Source organism: Paenibacillus anaericanus (assembly GCF_003994475.1).
In the GTDB taxonomy this organism is placed as follows: Bacteria; Bacillota; Bacilli; order Paenibacillales; family Paenibacillaceae; genus Fontibacillus; species Fontibacillus anaericanus.
Window position 1 is genome coordinate 1 of the sequence record NZ_RZNY01000030.1, and the last position, 23,702, is coordinate 23,702.

20 protein-coding genes and 1 pseudogene are annotated in these 23,702 nt (G+C 39.6%); 4 read left to right on the forward strand and 17 right to left on the reverse strand.

The window, feature by feature from the left end:
* Positions 1–157 precede the first annotated feature (157 nt).
* Positions 158–397 (forward strand): annotated as a pseudogene (locus EJP82_RS23370) (transposase); the annotation flags it as partial.
* Positions 398–445: 48 nt separating this feature from the next.
* Here EJP82_RS23370 and EJP82_RS23375 read toward each other — a convergent pair.
* The 17 genes from EJP82_RS23375 to EJP82_RS23455 form a co-directional block, all read right to left on the reverse strand.
* Positions 446–1,714, reverse strand: coding sequence for a glycoside hydrolase family 125 protein (locus EJP82_RS23375; RefSeq protein WP_342773693.1), 1,269 nt, complete (start codon positions 1,712–1,714; stop codon positions 446–448).
* Positions 1,715–1,747: 33 nt separating this feature from the next.
* Positions 1,748–3,280 carry an alpha-amylase family protein gene (locus EJP82_RS23380; RefSeq protein ID WP_170220284.1) on the reverse strand — a complete coding sequence of 511 codons (1,533 nt, stop codon included), beginning with the start codon at positions 3,278–3,280 and terminating at the stop codon, positions 1,748–1,750.
* A gap of 80 nt (positions 3,281–3,360) precedes the next feature.
* Positions 3,361–4,248: a carbohydrate ABC transporter permease gene (locus EJP82_RS23385; protein WP_127194489.1), complete on the reverse strand. Its 888-nt coding sequence runs from the start codon at positions 4,246–4,248 to the stop codon at positions 3,361–3,363.
* Between the two features lie 13 nt (positions 4,249–4,261).
* Positions 4,262–5,185, reverse strand: coding sequence for an ABC transporter permease (locus tag EJP82_RS23390; protein ID WP_127194490.1), 924 nt, complete (start codon positions 5,183–5,185; stop codon positions 4,262–4,264).
* 99 nt (positions 5,186–5,284) lie between these two features.
* Entirely contained in the window at positions 5,285–6,919 is a 1,635-nt protein-coding gene (locus tag EJP82_RS23395) for an extracellular solute-binding protein (protein WP_127194491.1), read from the reverse strand.
* Between the two features lie 166 nt (positions 6,920–7,085).
* Positions 7,086–8,738 carry a sensor histidine kinase gene (locus EJP82_RS23400; RefSeq protein ID WP_127194492.1) on the reverse strand — a complete coding sequence of 551 codons (1,653 nt, stop codon included), beginning with the start codon at positions 8,736–8,738 and terminating at the stop codon, positions 7,086–7,088.
* Positions 8,707–9,462, reverse strand: a complete 756-nt coding sequence (locus tag EJP82_RS23405; protein WP_246054403.1) for a response regulator transcription factor — start codon at positions 9,460–9,462, stop codon at positions 8,707–8,709. Before EJP82_RS23405 ends, EJP82_RS23400 begins: the two co-directional genes overlap by 32 nt.
* A gap of 67 nt (positions 9,463–9,529) precedes the next feature.
* Positions 9,530–10,714, reverse strand: coding sequence for an acyltransferase family protein (locus EJP82_RS23410; protein ID WP_127194493.1), 1,185 nt, complete (start codon positions 10,712–10,714; stop codon positions 9,530–9,532).
* Between the two features lie 182 nt (positions 10,715–10,896).
* Complete coding sequence (locus EJP82_RS23415) at positions 10,897–11,781, reverse strand: sugar phosphate isomerase/epimerase family protein (RefSeq protein WP_127194494.1); 885 nt, start codon at positions 11,779–11,781, stop codon at positions 10,897–10,899.
* A 49-nt stretch (positions 11,782–11,830) separates the two neighbouring features.
* Positions 11,831–12,913, reverse strand: coding sequence for a Gfo/Idh/MocA family protein (locus EJP82_RS23420; protein WP_127194495.1), 1,083 nt, complete (start codon positions 12,911–12,913; stop codon positions 11,831–11,833).
* 20 nt (positions 12,914–12,933) lie between these two features.
* The gene (locus EJP82_RS23425; protein WP_246054404.1) at positions 12,934–13,851 is read right to left on the reverse strand and encodes a helix-turn-helix domain-containing protein; all 918 of its coding nucleotides are present in this window, start codon (positions 13,849–13,851) and stop codon (positions 12,934–12,936) included.
* 84 nt (positions 13,852–13,935) lie between these two features.
* Positions 13,936–14,940 carry a Gfo/Idh/MocA family protein gene (locus EJP82_RS23430; RefSeq protein WP_127194496.1) on the reverse strand — a complete coding sequence of 335 codons (1,005 nt, stop codon included), beginning with the start codon at positions 14,938–14,940 and terminating at the stop codon, positions 13,936–13,938.
* Positions 14,941–15,168: 228 nt separating this feature from the next.
* Positions 15,169–16,398: a glycoside hydrolase family 16 protein gene (locus tag EJP82_RS23435; RefSeq protein ID WP_127194497.1), complete on the reverse strand. Its 1,230-nt coding sequence runs from the start codon at positions 16,396–16,398 to the stop codon at positions 15,169–15,171.
* 196 nt (positions 16,399–16,594) lie between these two features.
* Positions 16,595–17,476 (reverse strand): AraC family transcriptional regulator, encoded by an 882-nt coding sequence (locus tag EJP82_RS23440; protein WP_127194498.1) that lies wholly within the window; start codon positions 17,474–17,476, stop codon positions 16,595–16,597.
* Between the two features lie 376 nt (positions 17,477–17,852).
* Positions 17,853–20,096 (reverse strand): ABC transporter permease, encoded by a 2,244-nt coding sequence (locus EJP82_RS23445; RefSeq protein ID WP_127194499.1) that lies wholly within the window; start codon positions 20,094–20,096, stop codon positions 17,853–17,855.
* Positions 20,097–20,125: 29 nt separating this feature from the next.
* A complete protein-coding gene (locus EJP82_RS23450; protein ID WP_127194500.1) occupies positions 20,126–20,824 on the reverse strand; it encodes an ABC transporter ATP-binding protein in 699 nt (232 codons plus the stop codon).
* 12 nt (positions 20,825–20,836) lie between these two features.
* Complete coding sequence (locus tag EJP82_RS23455) at positions 20,837–21,433, reverse strand: TetR/AcrR family transcriptional regulator (RefSeq protein WP_127194501.1); 597 nt, start codon at positions 21,431–21,433, stop codon at positions 20,837–20,839.
* Positions 21,434–21,610: 177 nt separating this feature from the next.
* Between EJP82_RS23455 and EJP82_RS23460 the strand changes: the two genes are divergently transcribed.
* The 3 genes from EJP82_RS23460 to EJP82_RS23470 all read left to right on the forward strand — a co-directional run bounded on the left by EJP82_RS23460 (position 21,611) and on the right by EJP82_RS23470 (position 23,694).
* Positions 21,611–22,510, forward strand: a complete 900-nt coding sequence (locus EJP82_RS23460) for a helix-turn-helix transcriptional regulator (protein ID WP_211350256.1) — start codon at positions 21,611–21,613, stop codon at positions 22,508–22,510.
* Between the two features lie 65 nt (positions 22,511–22,575).
* Positions 22,576–23,034, forward strand: a complete 459-nt coding sequence (locus EJP82_RS23465) for a GyrI-like domain-containing protein (RefSeq protein ID WP_127194503.1) — start codon at positions 22,576–22,578, stop codon at positions 23,032–23,034.
* 27 nt (positions 23,035–23,061) lie between these two features.
* Positions 23,062–23,694, forward strand: coding sequence for a GyrI-like domain-containing protein (locus tag EJP82_RS23470; protein ID WP_211350263.1), 633 nt, complete (start codon positions 23,062–23,064; stop codon positions 23,692–23,694).
* The last annotated feature ends 8 nt before the right edge of the window (positions 23,695–23,702 follow it).

Here is a 23,702-nt window from a genome sequence, read left to right on the forward strand (position 1 = left end):
AAAATACCAAAGATTACGTGGACGAGCTAAACGCCGCCGTTGCAGAAGACCGGAAAGAGCACGGAAAAAAGCCCTAAAACCTAGAGAGGAAGTGACTGAGGACAAAGAAATTAAAGTAAGCAAGACGGATCCGGACAGCGATATATGATTCGGGGATGTTTGGGAAGACAGCAAGGACTGGGTACGGAATAACCGGCTCAGCAAGTCCGGCAAACAGTTATACCGTAAACGAAAAGAAACGATAGAGCGAAGCTTCGCGGATGCTAAAGAGCTCCATGGGTTTCGCTATTGCCGTTTGCGAGGGCTACCAAACGTCAGAGAACAAGCACTGATGACGGCAGCCGTACAGAATATGAAGAAGANATTTCTCGACAAGCTGAAGCCCTATCTTAGATAGGGCTTAGGGCTTCAAGCGAGTTCTCAACTTTCTTTATCAAGACTTAATTTAAGACTTTTTGATTTCCAGTCCACAAACGCTTAACACAAATTCTACAAACATGGCATTGGACCAGGAAAACCATTCTCTCGTATATTCATTCGGATTATCTTTATTAAATCCTTCATGAACTAGATTGGTGCCTGCATCTGTTCGTTCAAATGTATCCAAAATTTCATTCTTTTCAGAATCATCCATAGTCGTCATTCCTTGAATAGAAAGAGCGATATGCCAAATGTAATTCTCTGGTGTGTGCGGGCTTCCAATTCCTTTAGCATACTCGCCTTCATAGAAATATGGGTTTGTAGGACTTAATATCATGTTTCTTGTATTCAAATAAATAGGATCATCTTTATCGCAGTAATTCAGATAAGGAAGGGAAAGCAGACTTGGTACATTTGCATCGTCCATCAGATAAGTGTTACCTAAACCATCAACCTCATAAGCATATACCTGACCCCATTCTTCATCTTGAATGACGGCAAATTGTTCAATACCTTGTTCTATGTCGTGTCTCAATGACAAGACTTCCTTAGCCAAATCCTCGTCATGGAAAAACTGATCATTAATCTCTTCCAAGTACTTCATTACCACAACAGCAAACATATTAGAAGGAACTAAATAACCATACTTACAAGCATCATCACTTGGCCGGAATCCGGACCAGGTCATTCCTGTATAAGCTACCTCATGATTCACCACATCCGTTATGGGACCATTCTCTCGTACAAAGGAATAAGGGGATTTCTCCATATGATATTGTTCCGTCCGCCAGGTATGCAGAATCAACTCGATTACTTGTCTAAACTCAGCATTGAAATGTACAGTTTCACCTGTATTCTTCCAATATAAATAAGCTAGTTGAATCGGATAACATAGTGAATCTATTTCATACTTCCGCTCCCAGATCCAACCAGTCATTTCTGTCTTATCACTTTGATGTCCATTATGATTATCAAATTCATTGAACGCATTAGCATAAGGATCTCTTAATATCGATTGGTATTGAGTTTTTAATACACCTTCGATAATTCGCTTCAGATCCTCATCCTGCGCTGCCAGCATCAAATAAGGTCTAAGCTGATTTACGGAGTCTCTTAGCCACATAGCCGGGATATCTCCCGTTAGCATGAATACTGTATCATCCTCTTCATGTCGATGAATTGTGGTTTCGAGCGTATTTTGATAACAGTTTTTAAACATCTCGATGATCTTGGGGCGATCCGCCATCTTCTCACTTACCAATTGAATAACTTTTTCTTCTGTAATATTTGGCATCTTCATTCTCCTAATTCTTTATAGATTTTCTGCTTACTCAAATGACCTTGGTGACGAATACCATTCATATCTTGTCAGGCCTTGATCACTCTTCCATACGGATGGATAGCTATTCGATAGCCAATCTACCGGGACAGCAGAATTCTGATATTGTGATGCAAGCTCAAAAGCTTTCTTTAGATCCATTGTCATTTCCTCCGTCAGCTCATTCGGATTGCAGGAAATAAACAATGGGGTTCCGCTGTTTGAAAGTACCTGTAGCCATTGCACATTTTGATGCCAAGGTATTTCTGTAGTAATACCAACGCAATCAGCATCCGCTGAATAAAATGTATTGTGCTGTGGCATCCGATACGCTAACGTATTGATTCCCATTTTTCTTGTACGGCTGAACTCTCTTCCACTAGTATCATCACCGGTACGTTGAATCTCAAATACACCTGCAGCTAAATGGCTGATCGTGTTGCAGCCGATGATATATGCACTTTGCGACTTTTCCTTAATCGTTTTATAGAACTTTTTAACAATTTCAGCCGTAGTTAGCGTCTTGTCATGGAAACTGATGACCTTATTCGTATACTGAAGATTCATTTCCGATCCCCATTGTCCAAATATATCCACGGTTGAAAAGTCATGCTTGATCAGCTCAAATCCCCAGTCTACGATTCTCTCAATATCTTCACTTACTTTCTTCAACACGTCTGGGTGACTGATATCCAAAATATATTCAGAATTATTCGGCTGCGCATGAAGAATATGATCTTGATTCTCTACAGTATGGACCAACAAAGGTCTGAGCCATATGCCTGGACGGACGTCCATTTGTTTGATTTTCTGGGCCAACTCTTTCATAAATCCGAATTTCTGATTGCTTTGATGCCAAGGTCCGCCGTTATATGAGGAAGAGTGATCCACTTGCCAACCATCATCAATTACCATAAATGGCCTAACGGCATTGGCCCCAGATAAGTTGGAAATTAACGCAGTGTGCTCTAGAATAAGTGCCTCTGAATTATTCCCGTAGGCATAATACCAGTCATTCCCACCATAAATAGGCTCTCTAGGCAGATTAGGAGTCGGGCACATCGTTTCACAAAATGCAGTTGCAGCTTCAAAAGGTTCAAGTGTATCCGTGTGATCATACACAACTGTTACAGCATCTAGAACTCTGTTCCCCAATTGAAGTGGAGAAGTTCCATTGCGAATATCGATCCATAAATCGATTTCCGTATCATTAACTTGCCATGAACATAGAGCATTGGGATCCGTCATAACACCATAACACTCGGTTTGGTTATTATGCACAGCCATAAAATACCAAGGCATGATGCGATCCGGTTGTAGTATCTCAAAGCCTAAATCGCCATAACTCCGTTCAAACGCATCCCCTAAAAATTTTGTTTCCGGAAAAATTTTTTTTCTCCAAGTCAATTGGATACGAGATAATGGAATGCCCGGGGAAGCTACTCTGACTGTAAAGCCTTTATGAGCTTCTTCCAACTCGACGATCAGATCATTGATTTTCCACTGCCGTTGATTGTCGGAATAGAGTTCTATCCATTCCATATCACCTATTTCTACTCTCATTGTATCAGGGAATAGACTCAATATGCACACCACTTTCTTATTCAAATTTCTAGTTGTAGCTATTCCTTTACAGAACCTAATACAATCCCATGAATAAGATAACGTTGCAAGAATGGATAGATTAACATGATAGGGATCATAGATACCAAAATTTTCGCTGAGTTCAAAGTAACATTCGATACTTTATTAAATTGTTGAAGCTGTTCAACAGAAAGATTCTCCATCTTTTCCCGAGTCAGATTAAGCTGTTGGAGATAGGTTTGTAGAGGGATTTTCGCACTATCATTAATCAAGACAATCCCATCAAAAAAGTTGTTCCAATGACCAACAATGACAAACAAGGTTATAGTAGCTAAGCTCGGTAACGATACGGGTATGAAAATTTTAATTAATATTTTTAACGGCCCAGCCCCGTCCATAAATGCAGCCTCTTCAAGTTCTTTTGGGATTCCTTTGAAGAAATTCATTAATAATATGACATTAAATATAGGAACTGCCCCCGGCAACACCAAAGCCCAAATAGAATTGATGAGTCCCAAATTACTTATAACCATATACCAGGGAACAATCCCCCCACTAAATAACATCGTAAATACAATAACCCACATGTATATATTTCTCGATTTAAATTGTGAGATACTTCTGGAAAGCGGATAGGCCATGAGAATCGTCAGAAACATGTTAAGAGCGCCTCCAAGAATAACTCGCTCAACTGATACCATAAATGCCTTCCAAAATTTTGCGTCGTTTAAAATTTTCGCATAAGAAGAGAAATTGATATCTATAGGGAGGAAATAGACACGACCAGCATTTACAGCTGCACTACTACTGATCGAAATCACGATAGTATTAACAATTGGGGCTAATGATAGAAGTGTGATCAGTATCAATACCGAAATGATCAATATATATACCAGCCTAGCTCCCAAGGTTTTAGATTGAACCATCTATGTGTACCTCCTAGAAAATCTTATACCCGGCATGTCTTTCAGCTAGCTTATAAGAAATAATGATTAGAATAAAACTAATGACAGATTTCATTAATCCAATAGCTGTAGCAAATGAATACTGCATGTTGATCAATCCCATGCGATATACAAAGGTATCGATGATGTCGCCCGTTTCATATACTAACGGATTATATAAATTGAATACTTGGTCAAAACCTGCATTCAATACATTCCCCAAACTCAAAGTACCCAGTAAGATGATGGTTGGAAAGATCCCGGGCAACGTAATATTTCGGATCTGTTTCCAGCGATTGGCCCCATCAAGTGCAGCCGATTCATATAGTGATGGATTAATTCCTGTTAAAGCAGCCAGATATATAATGGTCCCATATCCAAACTCCTTCCAGGTATCCGTAATAATTAACAATGGTCTAAACCACGTATTGCTTCCCATAAACATGATCCGTTCCAAGCCTAGAAATTCAAGCAAGCTATTGACCATACCATCGTATGAAAAAATCATCGTCAGCATGGTACCTAGCACAACCCAAGACATAAAATGCGGTAAATATACAATGGTTTGAATCGTACTTTTGAAAACCTTAAGCCGTACTTCGTTCAACAGGAGCGCAAATATAATAGGTACTATCAAGCCCAGTATAATTTTCCCTATGGCGATCACAATCGTGTTGATAAATATTTGCTTACTATCCGGTAGTTGAAACATATAAGTGAAATTAGCAAGCCCAACCCACTTAGAATCCCAAATTCCTTTTGCAGGAATAAATTTTTGAAATGCCATAATCGCTCCGAACATGGGTATAATCGAAAAGATTATCAGCATGACCATTCCGGGCATCAGCATGAGGTGATAGGTAATACCGTTGAACATGTTCCGCTTTTTATGTGTAAATTTCGCAACCCGTTGCGCCATGATTGACATCACATCCATGTATCAAAGTTGTGAATCCGTATCCGCTAACCACAAAATTTCAGGTGGAGGATTACTCCACCTGTTTTCATACTTATATAGTTACTTATTAATCTCTTTCAGAATTTCATCTCCACCTGTACGATGCCAAGTATCAACAAATTTATCGAATTCATCTACTTTTGCTTCACCCATAATAATTTTTAGGAACGTTTCTTCTTCTAACTTTTTCAGATTCGCCCATTTCATCTTCATCGTTTCTGTCATGCCATAAAATCCCGATAGAGTCACTTCCAAGTTGTCGTTATTGGCTTCCCTTTGGCCTTCAATCCGGGAAATATATTCTCCGTAAGTATTTACGTCGATCGCATTTCCCTTTTCTTTAAACTCCTGAAAAGCATGGAATGAGACTATTCTATCTTCCTGAACAGCAGACTCATCTCCGGACTCGTCCGCTTGTATAAGATTTTCATAGTAACGCTTCAGCACATCGTCATAATCTATTTGCATCGGAATTTGCGTAGGATCATTATTCCATCTGCTAGCATCTGTTAATAATTCATCAGAATGCTCCTTTTTATACTGAATGGCATCATCCGTCATTGAATACAAGAAATCTGTAGTTAAATTAATCGATTTCATAATCGCTTCAGGATGAGCGAAGCCTTTTTTAACAACTACAATTCCGCCGCCTACAGGATCCTGACGAATCGTTTTAAACTTTCCATTTTCATCGACCGGAGCAGAAACAGCTACCCACTCTGCTTTTGGATCTTGTTTGATTGAATCCTTGTAGTTGGTATAACCGATCCACCAAGGATTAAATAACATGCCAGCCTGACCGTTGATCACCAAAGCTTCTCTTTCCTCGTTCGATCTGAGTGCAAATTGCTTATCGATTAATCCTTCTTTATATCGTTCACTCAAATCTGTTAATGCTTCTTTCATTTCAGGTTGAACCGATCCATATATGACTTGTCCATCAGCGTCTTTAATCCATTCCGTAGGGAATGCATCGTGCGCTGCAAATACAGGAGTGAAGTTCATAGCATTCTGATTCATAACAAAAGCAACCGTTTTACCAGTTCCCGAAGCATCTTGTTCCACAAACTTTCTTCCCAAATCCCAAACCTCATCTAGCGTAGTTGGCAATTTACCTCCAACTTTATCAACCCAATCTTTTCTCACCCACAAAAGTTGATGCTGATTTCCTATATTGGTCATAGGAAAGCCCATAATTTTACCATCAACCTTTACTTGATCTAATAATGAATCACCGTAAGATTCGTATATTTTCTTAATGCCATCAGATGCTGTTTTTTCATAGACATCTGTCAAATCTGCAATCAGGTCATTATCTATTAATTGGTTGAATATTTCCCGGCTTACCAACATCACGTCAGGTAGATCTCCTGTAGTCATTGAAAGTGATAACTTTTGGTTCATGTCATCTGTTTCCCAGGCAACATTTGCTTTCACGTTCACTCGGCTTTCTACATATCGTGTAGCTAGATTGTTCTCGATCGTATCTCCCGCTGGTAAGTTATTCACTTGGTTGGTATGTCGACCAATCGTAAATTCTACTGGACTTTCATATTTGCTATAAGGCTCATAATCATTTGAATTAACTTTCTCCGCTGCCCCATTGCTTCCGTTGCCACTACCATTACATCCACTCATAACTAGCAAACTTATACATACCATCAGAATCACTGCAAACTTTCTTTTCTTTCTCATTTTGTATCCCCCTCGTCTAGGTATATTCAAATTGTATCCGTTTTCAAAAATAGCGTATATGCAACATTTTCTTTATTCGTATCACTTTTTTTATGGTATAGTTTGTTCTCAAAAAAACAAAAAAACCGATGTATTTCTATACATCGGTTTCCAAATAGTACCACTACTAAAAAAATGGAAGTGTTATCACAACTTTTGTCCCAACGTTTACCTGGCTTTCAATTTCCAAACCATAATTATTTCCATAATACAACTTGATACGATCATTCACGTTTTTCACACCACAACCGCCATGATCCGTTGATAATAGCTGTGTCTGTTGTTGTATTGACATACCAACGCCGTTATCACTTACCATTATTTTGATCTCGTCATTTACCATATGCGCTGAAATAATAATATGATTGTCTTGAGAATCCGGTCCGACAAATCCGTGCTTGATAGCATTTTCCACGATGGGTTGTAAAATAAAATGAATAATATAATGCTTTAAAATATGGTTATCTATACTGTAATCAACTTCAAATCTTCCTTCACTCATAACATATTGCAAATCCAAATAAGCTTTAATATGCTCTATCTCAGTTTCAATTGTCACCTTATTTTTACCTTTATTTAAGGTTGTTCTATAAAATTTACCTAGTGTTGTGACCATATAACTGGTTTCTATGTCCTTCTTATTCAGCGCTCTCCAATTAATAAATGAGAGTGTATTATACAAGAAATGAGGATTAATTTGACTTATGAGTTTATTATACTCGCTTTCCTTCTTGGATATTTCCGCCTGATAAACTTGTAATATAAGGCTGTTTATTCGTTCCAGCATTCTTCCGATCCCATTTGTGAGCTCGCCAAACTCATCTTTGGATGTACTCTGAATCATAATATCCAAATTATTCTGTTCAACTTTGTCCACCTTATCCTTCAAACGGATAATCCGCCTCGTAAAGTTGTTCGAAAATACATAGATCAGGAAGAAGGTAATGATTAAACTCAAGAAAATAACAAACAACGTTATTTTAAAGATTGTCATTGCATTCACATAGGCATTGGAATTTGAGATGAAATAATTGATCGTCCACCCGATGTTGTCTAATTTTCTCTCTATTTTTATTGGATATTCGGAAAATTCATCCTGAGTAAGGGACTCATTAAACCCTAATCTGTTTTCACTATAAATAATGTTTTCTTTTTGATTTATAATATTCACAAAGATATAATCTGATAATTTCGCCGTTTCTGAGAAAAGACTCTCATAATTAATTGAAATCACCATGAAATTGCTATCTTTCAAATTACTGATCAGTTCTTGAACCAAATATACCTTTTCGTCATATACCACCCAGTGTCTTCCTCTAAATCCGTCGTACCAAGGTTTATTCTTTAATTCACTTAAGGGTAAAATATTCCCGCGGATACCTAATAAATCTCCCGACGTATAAAAGGTAATTTCCTCTATATCATCATCCATAAATTTTATCTGTGAAACCATAGGATCCATGATATCCCTGAAGTCGAGGTACATATTGAAATATTTATTTTCGTAGTCTTTAATGAATACCCCCGAAAAGTCTCGATCCAGAACCATAAACTCACATAACATATTATATCTGTTGATTTTATAATCAAGAATATTAGAAGCTTGGTTTATGCTTGATTCGGCTTCACTCTTCAGTTCTTTCATTTGTATTTTATAGGATTGGAAAAACGAAAGTAGCCCCAATAAAATGATCGGAATTAGTGCAATAAGAAGATGAGAGAGCAGCAGTTTGTTGCGAAACTTAATATCATTGAATTTTTTCTTGATCAAATTTATCATCACAAATTCCGCTTTCTCTGTATTGTAATGGACTTATACCATATTTATTTTTATATATCCTGGAGAAATATGAAGGATTATCAATACCCACAAACTCCGCGATATCATTTATTTTCATATTCGAATTTGTAAGTAAATAGTTTGCCTTCCCCAATCGATAATCTGTTAAATATTTAGAGAAATTCACACCTGTTTCTTTCTTAAACAAAATACTTAAATATCCTGGAGAAAGGTAGACTTCATTTGCCACATCGGTTAAAGAAATATCTCTTTGAAAATTATCTTTTAATATGCTCTTCACTTGCTTAATGACTTTTGATTCTTGTGTCTCATTCTCGGGATTATCGGTACAGGGGCTTATTTGCGTGATGTCTTGCATAACTTCCAAGAACTCTTCTATAACTAAAGGTTTCAACAAGTAATTAACGACCCCTAATTTAATCGCACTTTTGGCATATTCGAATTCATCGTAACCACTGCAAATCACAATTTTTAAATTCTCTTGTGTTTTTCTAGCCATTTTGCTTAATTCCAAGCCATTCATCATAGGCATCTTTACATCTGTAATCAGAATATCAATTGAATTCCTGTTTAATATCTCTTCAGCAATTAAGCCATTCTCTGCTTCAAGTACATGAAAAGGAAACTCGTACTGAGAAATCAAACTTTTAATGCCTTCTCTTTCAACATGCTCATCGTCAACTATCAGAACATTATACATCATACTGTCTCCCTCGTAGAAAATATTATAATAGTGAAGCTCATTATAGCACACATCTAAGAAAGGGCTTTCAAATGCCATTGTTATTACTTGACGACACATCCGATCCATGTAAGTGCCTAGGTCTAACCATTCGTTTCCCCAACCTTATCGCCGGAAGCTCAATCCAATAATAGCCGGCCGTGGCACAAACAAAGGACAAGATAAAGGCCATTACAAGAATAATGTAAATAGAGAAATAGCCCCTTAACAAGTGCAACAGGCTAAGCAAAACCACAAAATGAAACAGATACAAACTATACGATATTTTCCCCAAATATACACTAACCGGATGAAGCAAAGCCTTCTTAGCGGCAACAGAATTCAAGGCCATCACAATAAATAGACACGCCCCTAGAGCAATGATCCAATCCTCGCGAAAATATTGAAAATAGACATGGTACGACTGCGTGTAAAACAACCAATGAAACGTGTATAACAAAATAGCTGCACTAGCTAGTATGTATTTGCTTAGTCTCGAAAGTTTGTCATAGTATGTCTTGATCTCGTTCCGGTACTTGGCGAGCAGAGCTCCTACGATAAAGAAGGCTGCATATTGAATCGTTGCCACAAAATTAGTCATGTAGGGAGGATCTAGTAATCGGAGTAGCACTTCTGCCATCAGGGTTAATAGAGCGCAAGTGAGTAGCGAACCTTTCCATCCACCTCTTACTACAACAATCATCAGCAAAGGAAAAATAATGGATATGCGCATTTCATGAACAAGCGACCAGAGAATGGGGTCATAGAGGGTTGAATTAAAGTTTCCTAGAAAGAACACATGAGCCAGAATCGATTTCAATTCGGTCACTGCGGTCCATTGACTTTGAAAATAGGAACTAACTTGCTGAAGGGGTGCATTGAAAAAGATTTGTTTAACCACGATGGCAATAAATACAGCGCATAGATAGGGGATATAAATACGACATATACGTTTAACCAAATAAATTCCGTAGGACGAGGAAGTTGAGTTTAAGAAAGGGAGCGATAGGACGAAGCCACTTAGAAGAAAGAAAAGAATAACCGCTTCATGGCCAGCCCAGAAGATGTGTAGAGGTGAATATTTAATCATATTGACTGGAGACTTCATATATCCTAGCTTTGCCGTATTTTGAGCTAAACTAGGAAAAACCAAAAAGAAATGGCCGATCATGACACTAAGAGCGGCTAACCCTCTCATCGAATCAAGGGTCCCGAATCTCTCATTTTGTTTCATACTTTGCTCCTTCTATGAGAGATAGAATGTAATGTCTCACTTCGCCATTTTACACAATTTCTAGTTCTTTGCAAGTGAGAAATGTGCACAGAGATAATGGCTGAAACTGCCTGGGAGAAAATAAAAAAAACGGAGCATTAATCTGCTCCGCTGCGTGCCGAAATCCATCCAAATTGTCTTGGTTAAACCGGATTAGGAATAAAATTTCCACCACGGCAGTGTTTTAAATAATTCAGCGCATGAACTTGGCCGGTCATCTCTAGCTCATCCCGGTACACAGGATCGTGCCAACCCTCGATATCAATGGTGCCTTTGTAATCTGCTTGTCGTAAAATTGTGATAATGTCGCTCCAGTTACTGTCGCCGAATCCTGGTGTACGGTGCCAAACATAAGGTTTGGGACCATGAATACCTTGTTCTTTGATGACATCCCAAGCGATTGTCGCATCTTTACCATGCACATGAAATACTTTATCTACCCATTTGCGAAGCTGAGGAATGGGATCAATAAGACTCACCATCTGATGGCATGGTTCCCACTGCAACCCGATATTGTCGCTTGGGAGAGCGTCGAACATCATCTCCCACGCAGCCGGATTGTGGGCGATATTCCAATCGCCAGTCCACCAGTTGCCGCCCATACTACAATTTTCAAAGGCAATTCGGACCCCACGATCTGCTGCTCGTTTCGATAGTTCTCCGAAGACTTCTTTGTAACGGGGAATCGACTCGTCGATGGGACGGTCTCTCAATCGCCCCGTAAAACCGGTGACGATATCTGTTCCAAACAGATGTGCAGAATCAATAAGCTGCTCCCAACTCGTGAGCGTATCTTCGCTGTCTCCAGTCCCAGTAAGCGGATTTCCATATACGCCGATCGAAGAAATAACGACATCATGCTTAGCAGCGAGTTCAACTATCGCTTTACTCGCCTCCTTGAGATCCATGCCTTCTGTCGATCCCCCAAAGGTCAAACTGTAAGATTCAAATCCATGAGGAGCAATTTGCGGAATAACTCTTACTGCGTCTTTAGCCCCCACAAGGGTACCAATTCTCAACTGTTCCATCCTGTTCACCACTCCATATCTGCTAATCGTAGACCCTGAATAATATCTATTAGTTCAAATAAACTGCCTTACCTGTTTGAGACGATTCATAAATAGCCTCCAAAATTTGCGAAACTACATAAGCTTGTTCAGGAGTGACAACAGGGTCCTTATCCTGCTGGATCGCATCGATCCACAATCTTAACTCGATATCAGGGTTGCTTTCTGCTTTACCTTCATAGAAGGCTACGCCTCCTGCACCAAGATCAATTTCATTCGTGTAAAGACGACTATGCTTCTCGCCGTTAATTCGTAGGCCGTCCTTCATATCTGCGCCTGCTTCAGTTCCACTTAAGCTACATTTCGCTTCATGCACATCAAGCGTGTTGAGTGCCCAGCTAGATTCCAGCATAATCGTAGCACCATTTTCCATTACAATCATCCCAAATGCGGAATCTTCTACGGTAAATTTCTTCGGATCCCACGGGCCCCAAGCGTTCGCAGCATCTTCTTTTTGCGATAGTTCATGATATTTGGTACCTAGAACTACCTTAGGTTTATAGTTATCCATCATCCATAGTGTTAGATCCAGGGCGTGAGTCCCGATATCTATAAGCGGTCCGCCACCTTGTTTCTCCTCGTCAAGGAATACTCCCCAAGTGGGTACAGCTCTCCGTCTGATTGCATGCGCTTTGGCAAAATAAATATGTCCAAGTTCTCCAGCTTCGCAGACCTTTTTCATAAACAAGCTATCTTGTCTGAAGCGATTGTCATACCCGATGGTTAGTTTCTTGCCGGTACGTTTCGCCGCTTCAACCATTCTTTTGGCATCTGCTGCGGTCTTCGCCATGGGCTTTTCACACATAACATGTTTGCCAGCTTCTAATGAAGCAATAGAAATTTCCGCATGCATGTCATTAGGTGTAAGAACATGAATAATATCCAGCGAGCTATCTTTCAATAATTCTTTATAATCCGTATAGACAGTAGCTTCATCACTTCCGTATTTCTCTGCTGCCTCTTCAGCCCGTTCTTTAACGATGTCGCAAAAGGCAACAACCTCTACTCTGCTTTGTTTGCTCAAACTTGGAAGATGCTTACCATTCGCAATTCCACCACAACCGATAACTCCTACACGATACACTTTACTCATATGAGTTCACCCTCGCTTTTTTAATTTGATTGCTGTTCGTTACGATAAGTAGCCGGAGTCATTCCCAACCGCTTGCGAAAAACATTATGCAAATATGTGGCATTGGTAAATCCTTCTGCTTGAGCGATTTGCTCAATAGACATAGAGGTTTCCTCAAGTTTACGACAGACTGCATCCAAACGAATGTCCTCAAGAACTCGGCTGAAGGATTTTTCGGCATTTACATGCTTAAAAATTCGTTGTAATTGTCTTGCGCTGATATTAAGCTTTTCCGCTACATTATCCAAGGTTACAGTTGCCGAATGATTTGCTTCCATATAGAGAATGGCATATTGATAGCGGTAAGTTAGCATATTTCGAACTGGAGCTTCTGCTCCTATTTCACCTGAATCGTAGGCTCTAGCTGCTTTCAATAAAATGCTGATTACGAGATGTTTAATAGAAGTATAATATCCCGTTAGTTTACCTTCACAAGCTTCATAGGCTTCAAGAAAACACTTCATAGCACTGTGATAATCATGCGCAGGAACCAACGGAAGCTGTCTCAGCTTCTGAACACATTCTTCGGCTTCAGCAACCTCCCACGGATCCACTCCATCTCTGGGGTTTTCCACAATATTTACATGCAGACACAGCTCATCCATGGCCTCTTCAGCATCGGCTTCCTGATAATGCATAACCCCTGGTCCAGTTAAGTACAACATTCCCTCCGATAAAGGATACATCTGGTCACCAAGAATGACTACTCCTTTTCCCCTAGGAATAAAATGAAACTCGAATTCAGAGTGATTGTGGAAATCAATGACCCTCCCCGGTGGGAAGGATGTCAAATGAAACCTCAGAACAGAAATCTCATAATGCCCCCATAGAATCGAAATGTCCAGCCTTTCCAGCAGATCCTGTTTCTCAAACATGATCTCGAAGGGAAATTTACTCAAGTGTACTCCTCCTAAAACTTTGTTAGCTTTGCATCCTCGATGAAGTGTCGAACAAAGCTTACATCGTAAGCTTGCGCTTAGCTATTAAGAGTTCAATTCTGCTAATCGAATCACACGGCCTTCCTTAGCCGAGAGGTTCGCAGCCTCCATTAACCTTGTAAGCTCTACTGCTGTTTGAACATTTTCGGCTGCGACCGTGTCTTGTTGAATATGGTTAATCCATTGATGGAATGCGCTTTCACGTTTGTCGTGAATGGCCTTTTCCGTCCAAGCATTTCCTTTATCCCCAGCTTTGTTCGTCTTAAGAAGAAGCTTCTCTTCTGGTGTTCCGTATAATAAAGTCCCCTCGGTTCCATGGACCTCGATTGTAAACGGCGAGTGGCTATTCACAAAACCAGCTTCCACCACACCAATAGCCCCTGAATCCGTGAACAATGTTGCTACTGCGTTATCTTCAACTTCTTTGCCTGTTACATATCCAAAGTTAGCACTCACACCGGTCACTTCTTGCCCTAAGAACAGCTTAGTCAAATACATAGGGTGACATCCAAGGTCAATCAAAGCTCCGCCCCCGCATTGCTCCAGGTTGTAGAAATGTTCGGGAAGCCAATTTGCCGTAGTGCCGTTGTGGGATAAGCGAACTCTAACATACGTAATATCTCCCAGCAAACCTTGGCTTAAAATATCTTGAATCGATAATGTGTATCCATCATTTAAACGAGGTAAAGAAACGGTAAATTTCACCCCATTATTATTTACTTCAGTAATAATTTCATTAACTTCCTTCAGCGTTGGAGCAATTACTTTTTCTGTGAAAATATGTTTGCCCGCTTTGGCTGCAGCCACTAGGACATCTCGGTGTACGTTGGTCGGCGCATCTACAATAACAGCGTCAATATCCTCTTGTGCGAGCATGTCATCTAGAGAATCAAAAAAAGGTACATTTAAGCTATCTGCCGCTTTTTTGCCTCGCTCCGGGTTTTCATCCCAGACCGCAGCTATTACAGTATCGTCATGCTCCTGAGCTTGCTTCGTGTAATCCCATGCATGCACATGCCAAAAGCTGATCTTGCCAATTCTTATGCTCATTTGCCGTTACCTCCATTATATATTATTCTGACATCTAAGTATAAAGTAACACATAACAAATACGTTTTTAAGTAGGGAAATGCGACAATGATTATATAATATCACGACATATATTTCGTATTGATTAATATTACCAAAAGAACCAGTTAACCTCTTCCCGCTTAAGTAATGGGAGGAGTGATCACTGGTCCTTCTTATCCATAGCTTGTTAATAAATCAGTATGTCTTTCACTTCAAGTAGACCGCTAGATCTTGAATTTGATACGTTCCCGCTTCCTTATCCCCGTTGAACTGACGAATCACAAGTCGAAGTGACTTTACCTGTTCTACTCGCGCAAATGTAACCTCACATGTTTCTAGATCATCCTCATGATTACGCCAATCAACCTCGCCCGATTCAGCAACCTTATACCAGCCGGAAGCTCCATCTTGTGATACTTCGATGTCCCATACCGTTGGTCCTTGTTTCAAACCTGCCCGTGTCGTTAATGCGACGGAATCAAAGACCTGCGGCTCCATCCAATCTAGATACACGTAGTGTGGCAATGACTCAGCTGGTTTGCTAATCAAAGCTGTATTCGGATCACCATCGTTAATATAACAAACATGTGATTGTGCGTTATATAAGTCTCCCCACATAACATCGTTACCAACACCACTAATTGCATATCGTGCTAGATTGCTTTCTTTTCCTTCTATAGGTGTCAGTTCCTGCGGCATTCCATCCCGTTTGTACACTCGGAAATAATCAACTAGGAATTCCTTCGGATATGGGATCGAGTGATCCAGATCGCCAATCCATCCTCCATCACCATCATTAAGTTGCAGCAATGTGACCATTGGATAATCTGGTGACTGATCAATCTCCCAATACAACTCATGATCCAGATAGAACTTCATGCCAGATTCATCCCATTCAAAACCGAATACATGAAAATCTTCGGACAGGTCCACGTCAGTGACATATGGAATATGCGCATACTTCAATTTCGTATCACGTAAGGAATGGAGTGTCGTATTCAGCAATCGTGTATCTTTTCCCAACATCTCAAAAATATCAATTTCAGCATTTTGTTCTTTCTGATTCTCGAAGCCAATCATCCACCAAGCGGAATTTAAGCCACTCCCTCTCGCTACCTTTGCTTGCAGTTCGAAGTAACCGTATTTTGTTACTAGGTTCATGAAGGCACGGTCATGATGGTCTATACCCAAATCATCTCCATAACGATGTAGTCCATCACGCATTCCAGTTACAATGGCAGACACGCGTTGTTTCTCATCAGGCAACTGCAACACAATACAACTATCACGCAGTTGATAGACGGCCTTAACCTCTTCTTTATTCTTCCAATGAGACAAGCCATATGGTGAAAACTTACTAGGATCAAGTGTGGGCCCATCAAACTCATCTTGAAATACTAGTGTCCAGCCTTCTTTATACAATGGATTATCTGTCATATCTACTCACTCCTATTCGGAATCTTTGTGATTATAGGTTGCGTTACCAAAATGTTCTTAGGTCTCTACACACCATCACATTGCTCAAAGTTTATATAAGCGCTTACATAACTAGCTTTAATTCATAGTTTACTGCGCTAGTTCATGGAAGTATTTAGCCCAAAGTAACACTTATACAGCAAAAATAACCCCTATTCTACTCCTCTAATGGAGAGACGATGTCGAGTGAAGATATGAGTGTAGCATTAAACTGGCTTAGACTAATCCCCATCCGTTTTTTGAACATTCGACTAAACGAATGTAGATCGGCGTATCCAACCTGGTTCGCAATTTCGCTTATCGTAAGATCGGTATAAATCGATAGTTGCTTAGCCTTCTCTATCCGAATCGTAGCAAGATAATCAGACGGTGTAGTGCCATAACATTTGCGGAATTGACGGATGATATAGTTCCTACTCAATCCCGTCATATCACTTAGTGTATCCATCCGAATCATCGAACTATAATTTTCCTTAATATAATTGCAGATTTGAACCATCTTTGCATTATTTTTCGTCTTCAATACAGCCGTTTCTTCTAGGGGACGGTTATTAGCAGATTCATATATGATTTGTAACAATAGACCCTGCGCAAGCATACCGCTTGCTATCGTTTGCTGTTGCACCGCCTGAATTAATTGAATTAGCTTGCCAAGCAATGAACCATCTGCATCATTCCCTAGATAGACGTCCTCTCCAAGTATTGATTTCAGTGGTGACTCCGAAAGACCGAAATGAAATGATATGGTCACACCAACATAAGGATCACTTTTGGATGGCTGTAGTGAACGAATGGCATGAGGTGGGATAATGTAAATATCCCCTTTTTTTATCTCATATGTAGTACCATCAATGATATTTCCAGCCATCCCATCAACTCCATATAGAAGCTGATATTGCATAATTTCCTGCTCTGTCATAAACCAACCCGCTGGAGGTTTGTACATATGCGCAAGTGTAATGTAAGGCGGATAATAGAATTGATGCTGTAATAATGGAATTGTTTCCTCTGGACTTAGAACAGGAAGCTTATCGAGCATGACAAATTCACCTTCTCCACAATGATGCGACTACAACCCTACAACTGCCTAGTTGGTCATCATTTCTGTTTCAACCATTAATGAATTGTACCATTTATAGGCTACGAGATCGAAATGTTCTTACGATCGCTATATAGGATTTTTACTATCTTTTCTGGCTCAAAACCAAAATCCTTGCTTGACTAAATTAAACGGGAAGTAACGTTACGTTTTGGAGGATGTTACCATCGCTGTTAAATGAGAATTTCTTGAATACTCGATAGTAGTGGTTGAAATTCTCATTTAAAGGCGAACGCTTCACTTGTCCACATTCCTCCAAAACTCCACTGGCACGCTGGTTCTTATCAAGCACTGATTTCAGAGATGAGCCTCTTTTCTAATGTGAAATATCAATAGGTTCATTGCGTACCCACACGTAAGTCTTCCGTTTAAAAAAGAATACAACCAAGCTATATAGCAACATAATGAGGACAATCGCTAGCATTATGAACCAGCCATTCGTTGAGAAGGGAATATAGTCACTAGTTTGAATGGAAATCAGCCTATGGATTTGAGCCGAAATATAGATCGCAATCGGGGACATGAATACATATAAAATTACAAACATCGGTCTGTATACATCCACTAACAAACGGTTAATCTCTCTAGGCTTATACCCTAACAACCGTAGTATGACCATATCCTGGGTGCGATCTTGAAAATTGAGCATGACAACGATGTACAACAGGAGGCATCCGATAACTGCCCCTAATATTTGATTAATAACGGCGCTAGAACGATTGGAAACCGAATTATTCTCTATAATTGCCCGCTTCTCTTTCGCTGTAACTACGCTACTGCTCGCATCATGCTTATACTCATTACTCAGTTCCCCTGAATGCATATCACTTGCAATTCCCAGCTTCGTCGCCAATTCTTCTTTATCCAAATATATCGTATTCGTATCACCGTTCATGACAATATCCGCAACATTCGCACTTAGATGCTTTCTATCTAAAATAAATTGTAATGCTTCGCCCTTGCCTATACCGTATAACTCACTAATCCCTTGACTAATTACAACTCCGTTTACATGATCCAGCTGGATCAGATCATTCTTCAGGTTATACAAATTTAGTAATGATCCTTGCGTATCTAATCCAACTATAGTTACCGGAATCTGACGTTCATTTTGTATGATCTGTATAGGTTCCTTCAGGTAGTACATTCTTGAAACTCGTAGACTTTCCTGATCCTGTTGATAGCTGTCATACGTAACATCATATTCATAGGATCTTCCTGCCGTTTGAGCATCAATGATTGTGCCACTTGAGATATATAAGGAATTACTCGTAATAAACAAGGTGCTTACGATCAAAATCGTGAGTGCGCTGAGTAATAACGTATTCCACTTACGCAGAACCACACGAACCGGAAGTCTCCAACGTGGGGGTAATAGATTAGCAATTTTATTAGCCACGGCGGTGGCACCGCTCATATTCTGAGTTTTATCAACATTATTCAATAATGAGTAGCCATCTTGCGTCATAAACTGTATCACCGCAATATACGTAACCAGTACAGTAGCTGCAATTACCAACACCACACCGTAACAAAAGGAGCTCACATCAATCCCTCTCGTCAAGTATGGGAATGAATAACTGCTGCTGTAGAGTTGGAGAAGAATAGAAGAACCAAAGAATCCTAATACCAATCCGGCAAGTGTTCCTACAGCTGCGATCAGGAGGGAGAATCTCACCAGTACAGAACTAATCTGCAGAGAAGTAAATCCGAGTGCTTTGTAACAACCAAACTCTTGTTTATGTAGCATCATAAAACGTTTATAAAACATGTAATATAAGAACAAACTAATCAACCCTATGATTAGCAGAAACGTATGTGCGAGAATTTTATTCGAATCGAGTCCAGTCTGTAATTGCGAATGACTAGTTATTTCATTGGTTTGGGCCATATATGAAAAGGCTGAATTCCCCTTCAAGGCAGCTAACTTGGCTTCAATTTCAATATCATCATCCGCCTTAACCCTGCCTGCAAAATATAGTTCCTCTTTCCCCGTATATTTCTCATAAACCTTTGGAGTAACAATCGCGAACGTTGCGCTATCATAATCCTGCTGAATATCTCCAAAAGGGATAAATACCTCATAATCCGGTAAATAAAAAGAACCTGTTATCGTGTATGTAGTGTCTTCAATCGTTAAAGACTGTCCGAGCTCGATGTGATTACTTTGCATAAACTCCGGCGAGAGGGCAATTTCTGATTCTGTAATTGGCAAACGCCCTGTCTTGATGTAAGGGAGGTTAAAATGATCTGTTTTATTTATAAAAAAGTACTTTTGATCCCCATCTGATATTTTCTTGATACTTCGTGCTTCTAGTACATAATCCTGACCCAACTGGTCAATGACCTTGGCTTCATCCACATCACTTCTAACTTGAAATCTAAATTGTTCTCTTTGTTGCTCAGTTACATAACTTTGCAGATTTGTCGTATTTTTATCGACGGAAAACTCCACAAAATAATACATAAACGATGTTAAAAGAACCACTAAGAATAAGACCGCTATATATCCCTTATTGCGCAGTAAATTCTTATAGACTTGCTTTCTGATTAGATTCATTTCGTTGCTCCTTCGTTAGCACGGTCAGGTTAAACCCAACTCATCTGCTCAACAGATATGGGATTCGCACAAAGCATGTCATGTAGGATCGATCCATCTTTTACTGTAATAACTCGGTCCGCCGTCTTAGCTATCTCATGGTTATGAGTAATAAAAACAATCGTTATCCCATATTGCTGGCGAATGAGGTGTAACAGCGAGATTACCTTCTTGCCATTTGCTTCATCCAACGCGCCTGTTGCTTCATCACAATATAGAATACTCGGTTTTTTTATGATAGCTCTAGCGACAGCTACCCGCTGTTGTTGCCCGCCTGATAGTTCACTTGGGAAATGGTGTAACAGATCTTCGATGCCTAATAGTTTACTAATTTCAGTCAGTTCATAATGATCTCCGGTCTCAGATATGCCAATATTAATATTTTCTTCTACCGTAAGATGGGAGAGAAGATAGTAGTTTTGAAATATATGTCCAATTTCATTTCTGTGAAAATCAGCCAATCTATTATCATCAAATTTCGTTATATCCTGTCCCTTATAGAGGATGCTACCACTCGTAGGTTTGAGAAGACCTGACATAATGTTCAATAATGTAGACTTTCCTGAGCCACTCGCCCCTACCATCACTGTAAAGGTCCCCGCTTCAATCTCTAGGGAAATTTCCTTTAAAATAACCTCGTGCTTTCTGAATTGTTTGGTTACCTTATTAATTAAAAGTACAGCTTCCATCTGAAATCCCCCTTATTCTAAGTCCAAACTGGGTGTGAATAGCAGCGACTTTAACATCTCTATTTGCTCATCTAGCATGTGCTGAGATATCCCCACGGACAGCGCATAGATACGGATCCCTTCGATCGTTAAAATAATATGTCTCACGACTTGTTCTATATTATTGATATGAACCTCATTACGAGTTACACCATACTCCAAAGCCTTGGTTAAGCTAGAAACGGATAGCTCGAATTGCTGCTGTAGAAAGCTCCTATCTTGATCATTCTTGTGCGCGAGGAAGAATTCATAGGTTGCAGTCATCATACTATTGTCCGCTTCAAGTAATTCGGTCTTCTGCTCTTTGAAGAAATGTCCCATCATATCTTTGAAGCTAAGTCCTTCCGATATCATTTGCTCAAATTCCTGTTCCATACTCTGTGAGTTCTCCGTGAGTAATGCGAGAAATATCGCCTCCGTCGAGTCGAAATAAAGGTATAGCCCTCCGCGGCTAATACCACACTCTTCCACAATATCTTGCATCGTAGCCGCATTATATCCCTTACGCACAAACACATTAACCGCACCCTGCAGGATGAGAGATCTCTTCTGTGTAGCTTTCCGTGTCATAACAACGACTCCTTAGTGCATATTTGAAAACACAAAAATGACATCCATGTCATTTTTTTATTATCATATGACACCAGTGTCATTTTCGCAACTTAAAGTTAGATTTATCTCAACCTGAATATGACATTCCATTGTCATCTAATTGCGCTATACTATAATCGGGTGATTATCATGCAAATGAACAGGTTATTTGAAATTGTATATATTCTTTTTAATAAAAAAGCAATTACAGCCAGAGAACTATCAGAGCATTTTGAGGTTTCACAGCGAACGATTTATCGAGATATTGAAACGCTATGTCAAGCGGGAATCCCGATCTATACAACCAAAGGTAAAGGCGGAGGGATCCGGATACTCCCCGAATTTATCTTTAATAAATCTGTGCTTTCTGACGGCGAGCAAACGGAGATATTATCCGCATTACAGGGGTTAACAGCGCTAAATGTCCCAGATATAGATCCTATTTTAACTAAGCTTGCAACTTTATTTAACAAGAATAATACGAGCTGGATTGATGTAGATTTCTCCCATTGGAGCAGTGATGATCAGGAACGCGAAAAGTTTCAGATGTTAAAAGAGGCTGTTTTAGAGGGGAAAGTTATTGCGTTTGATTATTACAGTTCCTACGGAGAAAAAGTTCGGAGATCAGTAGAACCCTTAAAGTTAGTTTTCAAAGGACAAAGTTGGTATCTGTATGGGTTTTGCAGGTTGAAAAATGACTATAGAATGTTCAAAGTTAGACGTATCAGAAATCTAGTATCTTCAACTGAGGGTTTCATCAGAAATATCCCCGAGGATATTTGGAACGAATCAAAGGATATTTATAAGAGCAAACTGATTCCATTGGTATTAAAAATAGATGGCAACATGGCCTATCGCTTGTTTGACGAGTTTCGTCCAGAAGATATTAAAAGCAACACAGACGGAACTTTTACTGTAAGAACCGCGATTCCTGAAGGGGATTGGATCTATGGATATATCATGTCATTTGGAGGATATGCCGAGGTTCTAGAACCAACACATATTCGAGAGACTATCGTGAGCAAGTATGAAACAGCACTTAAAAAATATTTATAATATGACATGCTGTTGTCAATTTATGAATGCTACACTAACTTCACTAACGAAAAAGAGGTGTAGTTATGAATTATGAAGTAGTGGAATTAACTGAGAAAACAGTAGTAGGAATTACCGTTCGCACGCGTAACAATGATGAGAATATGCCCCTGATCATCGGTGGACTCTGGCAGCGTTTTTTCGCCGACGGTATTTATCAATCCATATTACATAAGCAGAACGACTGTAGTATTGGATTATACTCTGACTATGAAAGTGATGTAGATGGATTATATGATGTAACGGTGTGCTGTGAAGTGAGTAAGTTCGAAGGCCAACCTGCCGAAGTGGCAGTAAAAACGATACCACCAGGCAAATATGCAAAGTTTGTAGTCCGTGGACATATGCAGCGCGCTGTCGGTGAGTTTTGGACCAAGTTATGGTCGATGGATCTAGATAGAAGATATAGTAGTGATTTTGAAGAGTATCAAAGTGGTGGCGATGCGGACAACTGCGAAATACATGTATACATTGCGATTAACTAATTCACCTGGAAGGTAAGTGTGCTTATCATGAAGCATGAATGGAAGAAACAAGAGAAGTCGTTGTATTTGCCTAAAAACAAACCTGAACTTGTCACTGTCCCAAGCTTCAACTTCTTCACCATAGACGGTAAAGGTAATCCTAATCATGAAGCCTTTGCGGAGGCAATTGGTGTGCTATATTCCTTATCGTATGGGATAAAGATGTTACCCAAGAAAGGCATCATTCCGAGTGGATATTATGATTATAGTATCTACCCGCTTGAAGGAATTTGGGATTTAAGTGATGAAGGGAAAGCTACTCAGATTTTGGATGCCCACAGTTTGGATAAAAACGAGTTAGTTTATAAGATTATGATACGTCAACCTGACTTTGTAACCACTGAACTTGCCATGGATACCATTGAAACGGTTAGCAAGAAAAAGCCACATCCTCTACTTGAAACAGTTAAGTTTGAAGCCATTGAAGATGGCCTGTCCGTGCAGATCCTGCACAACGGTCCCTACGATAACGAACCTGAAAGCTTCGAACGCATGAGCCAATTTTGTCTTGAAAATAATCTCGAACGCACGAAACTCACCCATAGAGAAATCTATATTTCAGACGCAAGAAAAACCGCTCCTGAAAAATTGAAAACCGTATTACGAATTTCGGTGAAATAAAAAGTGGA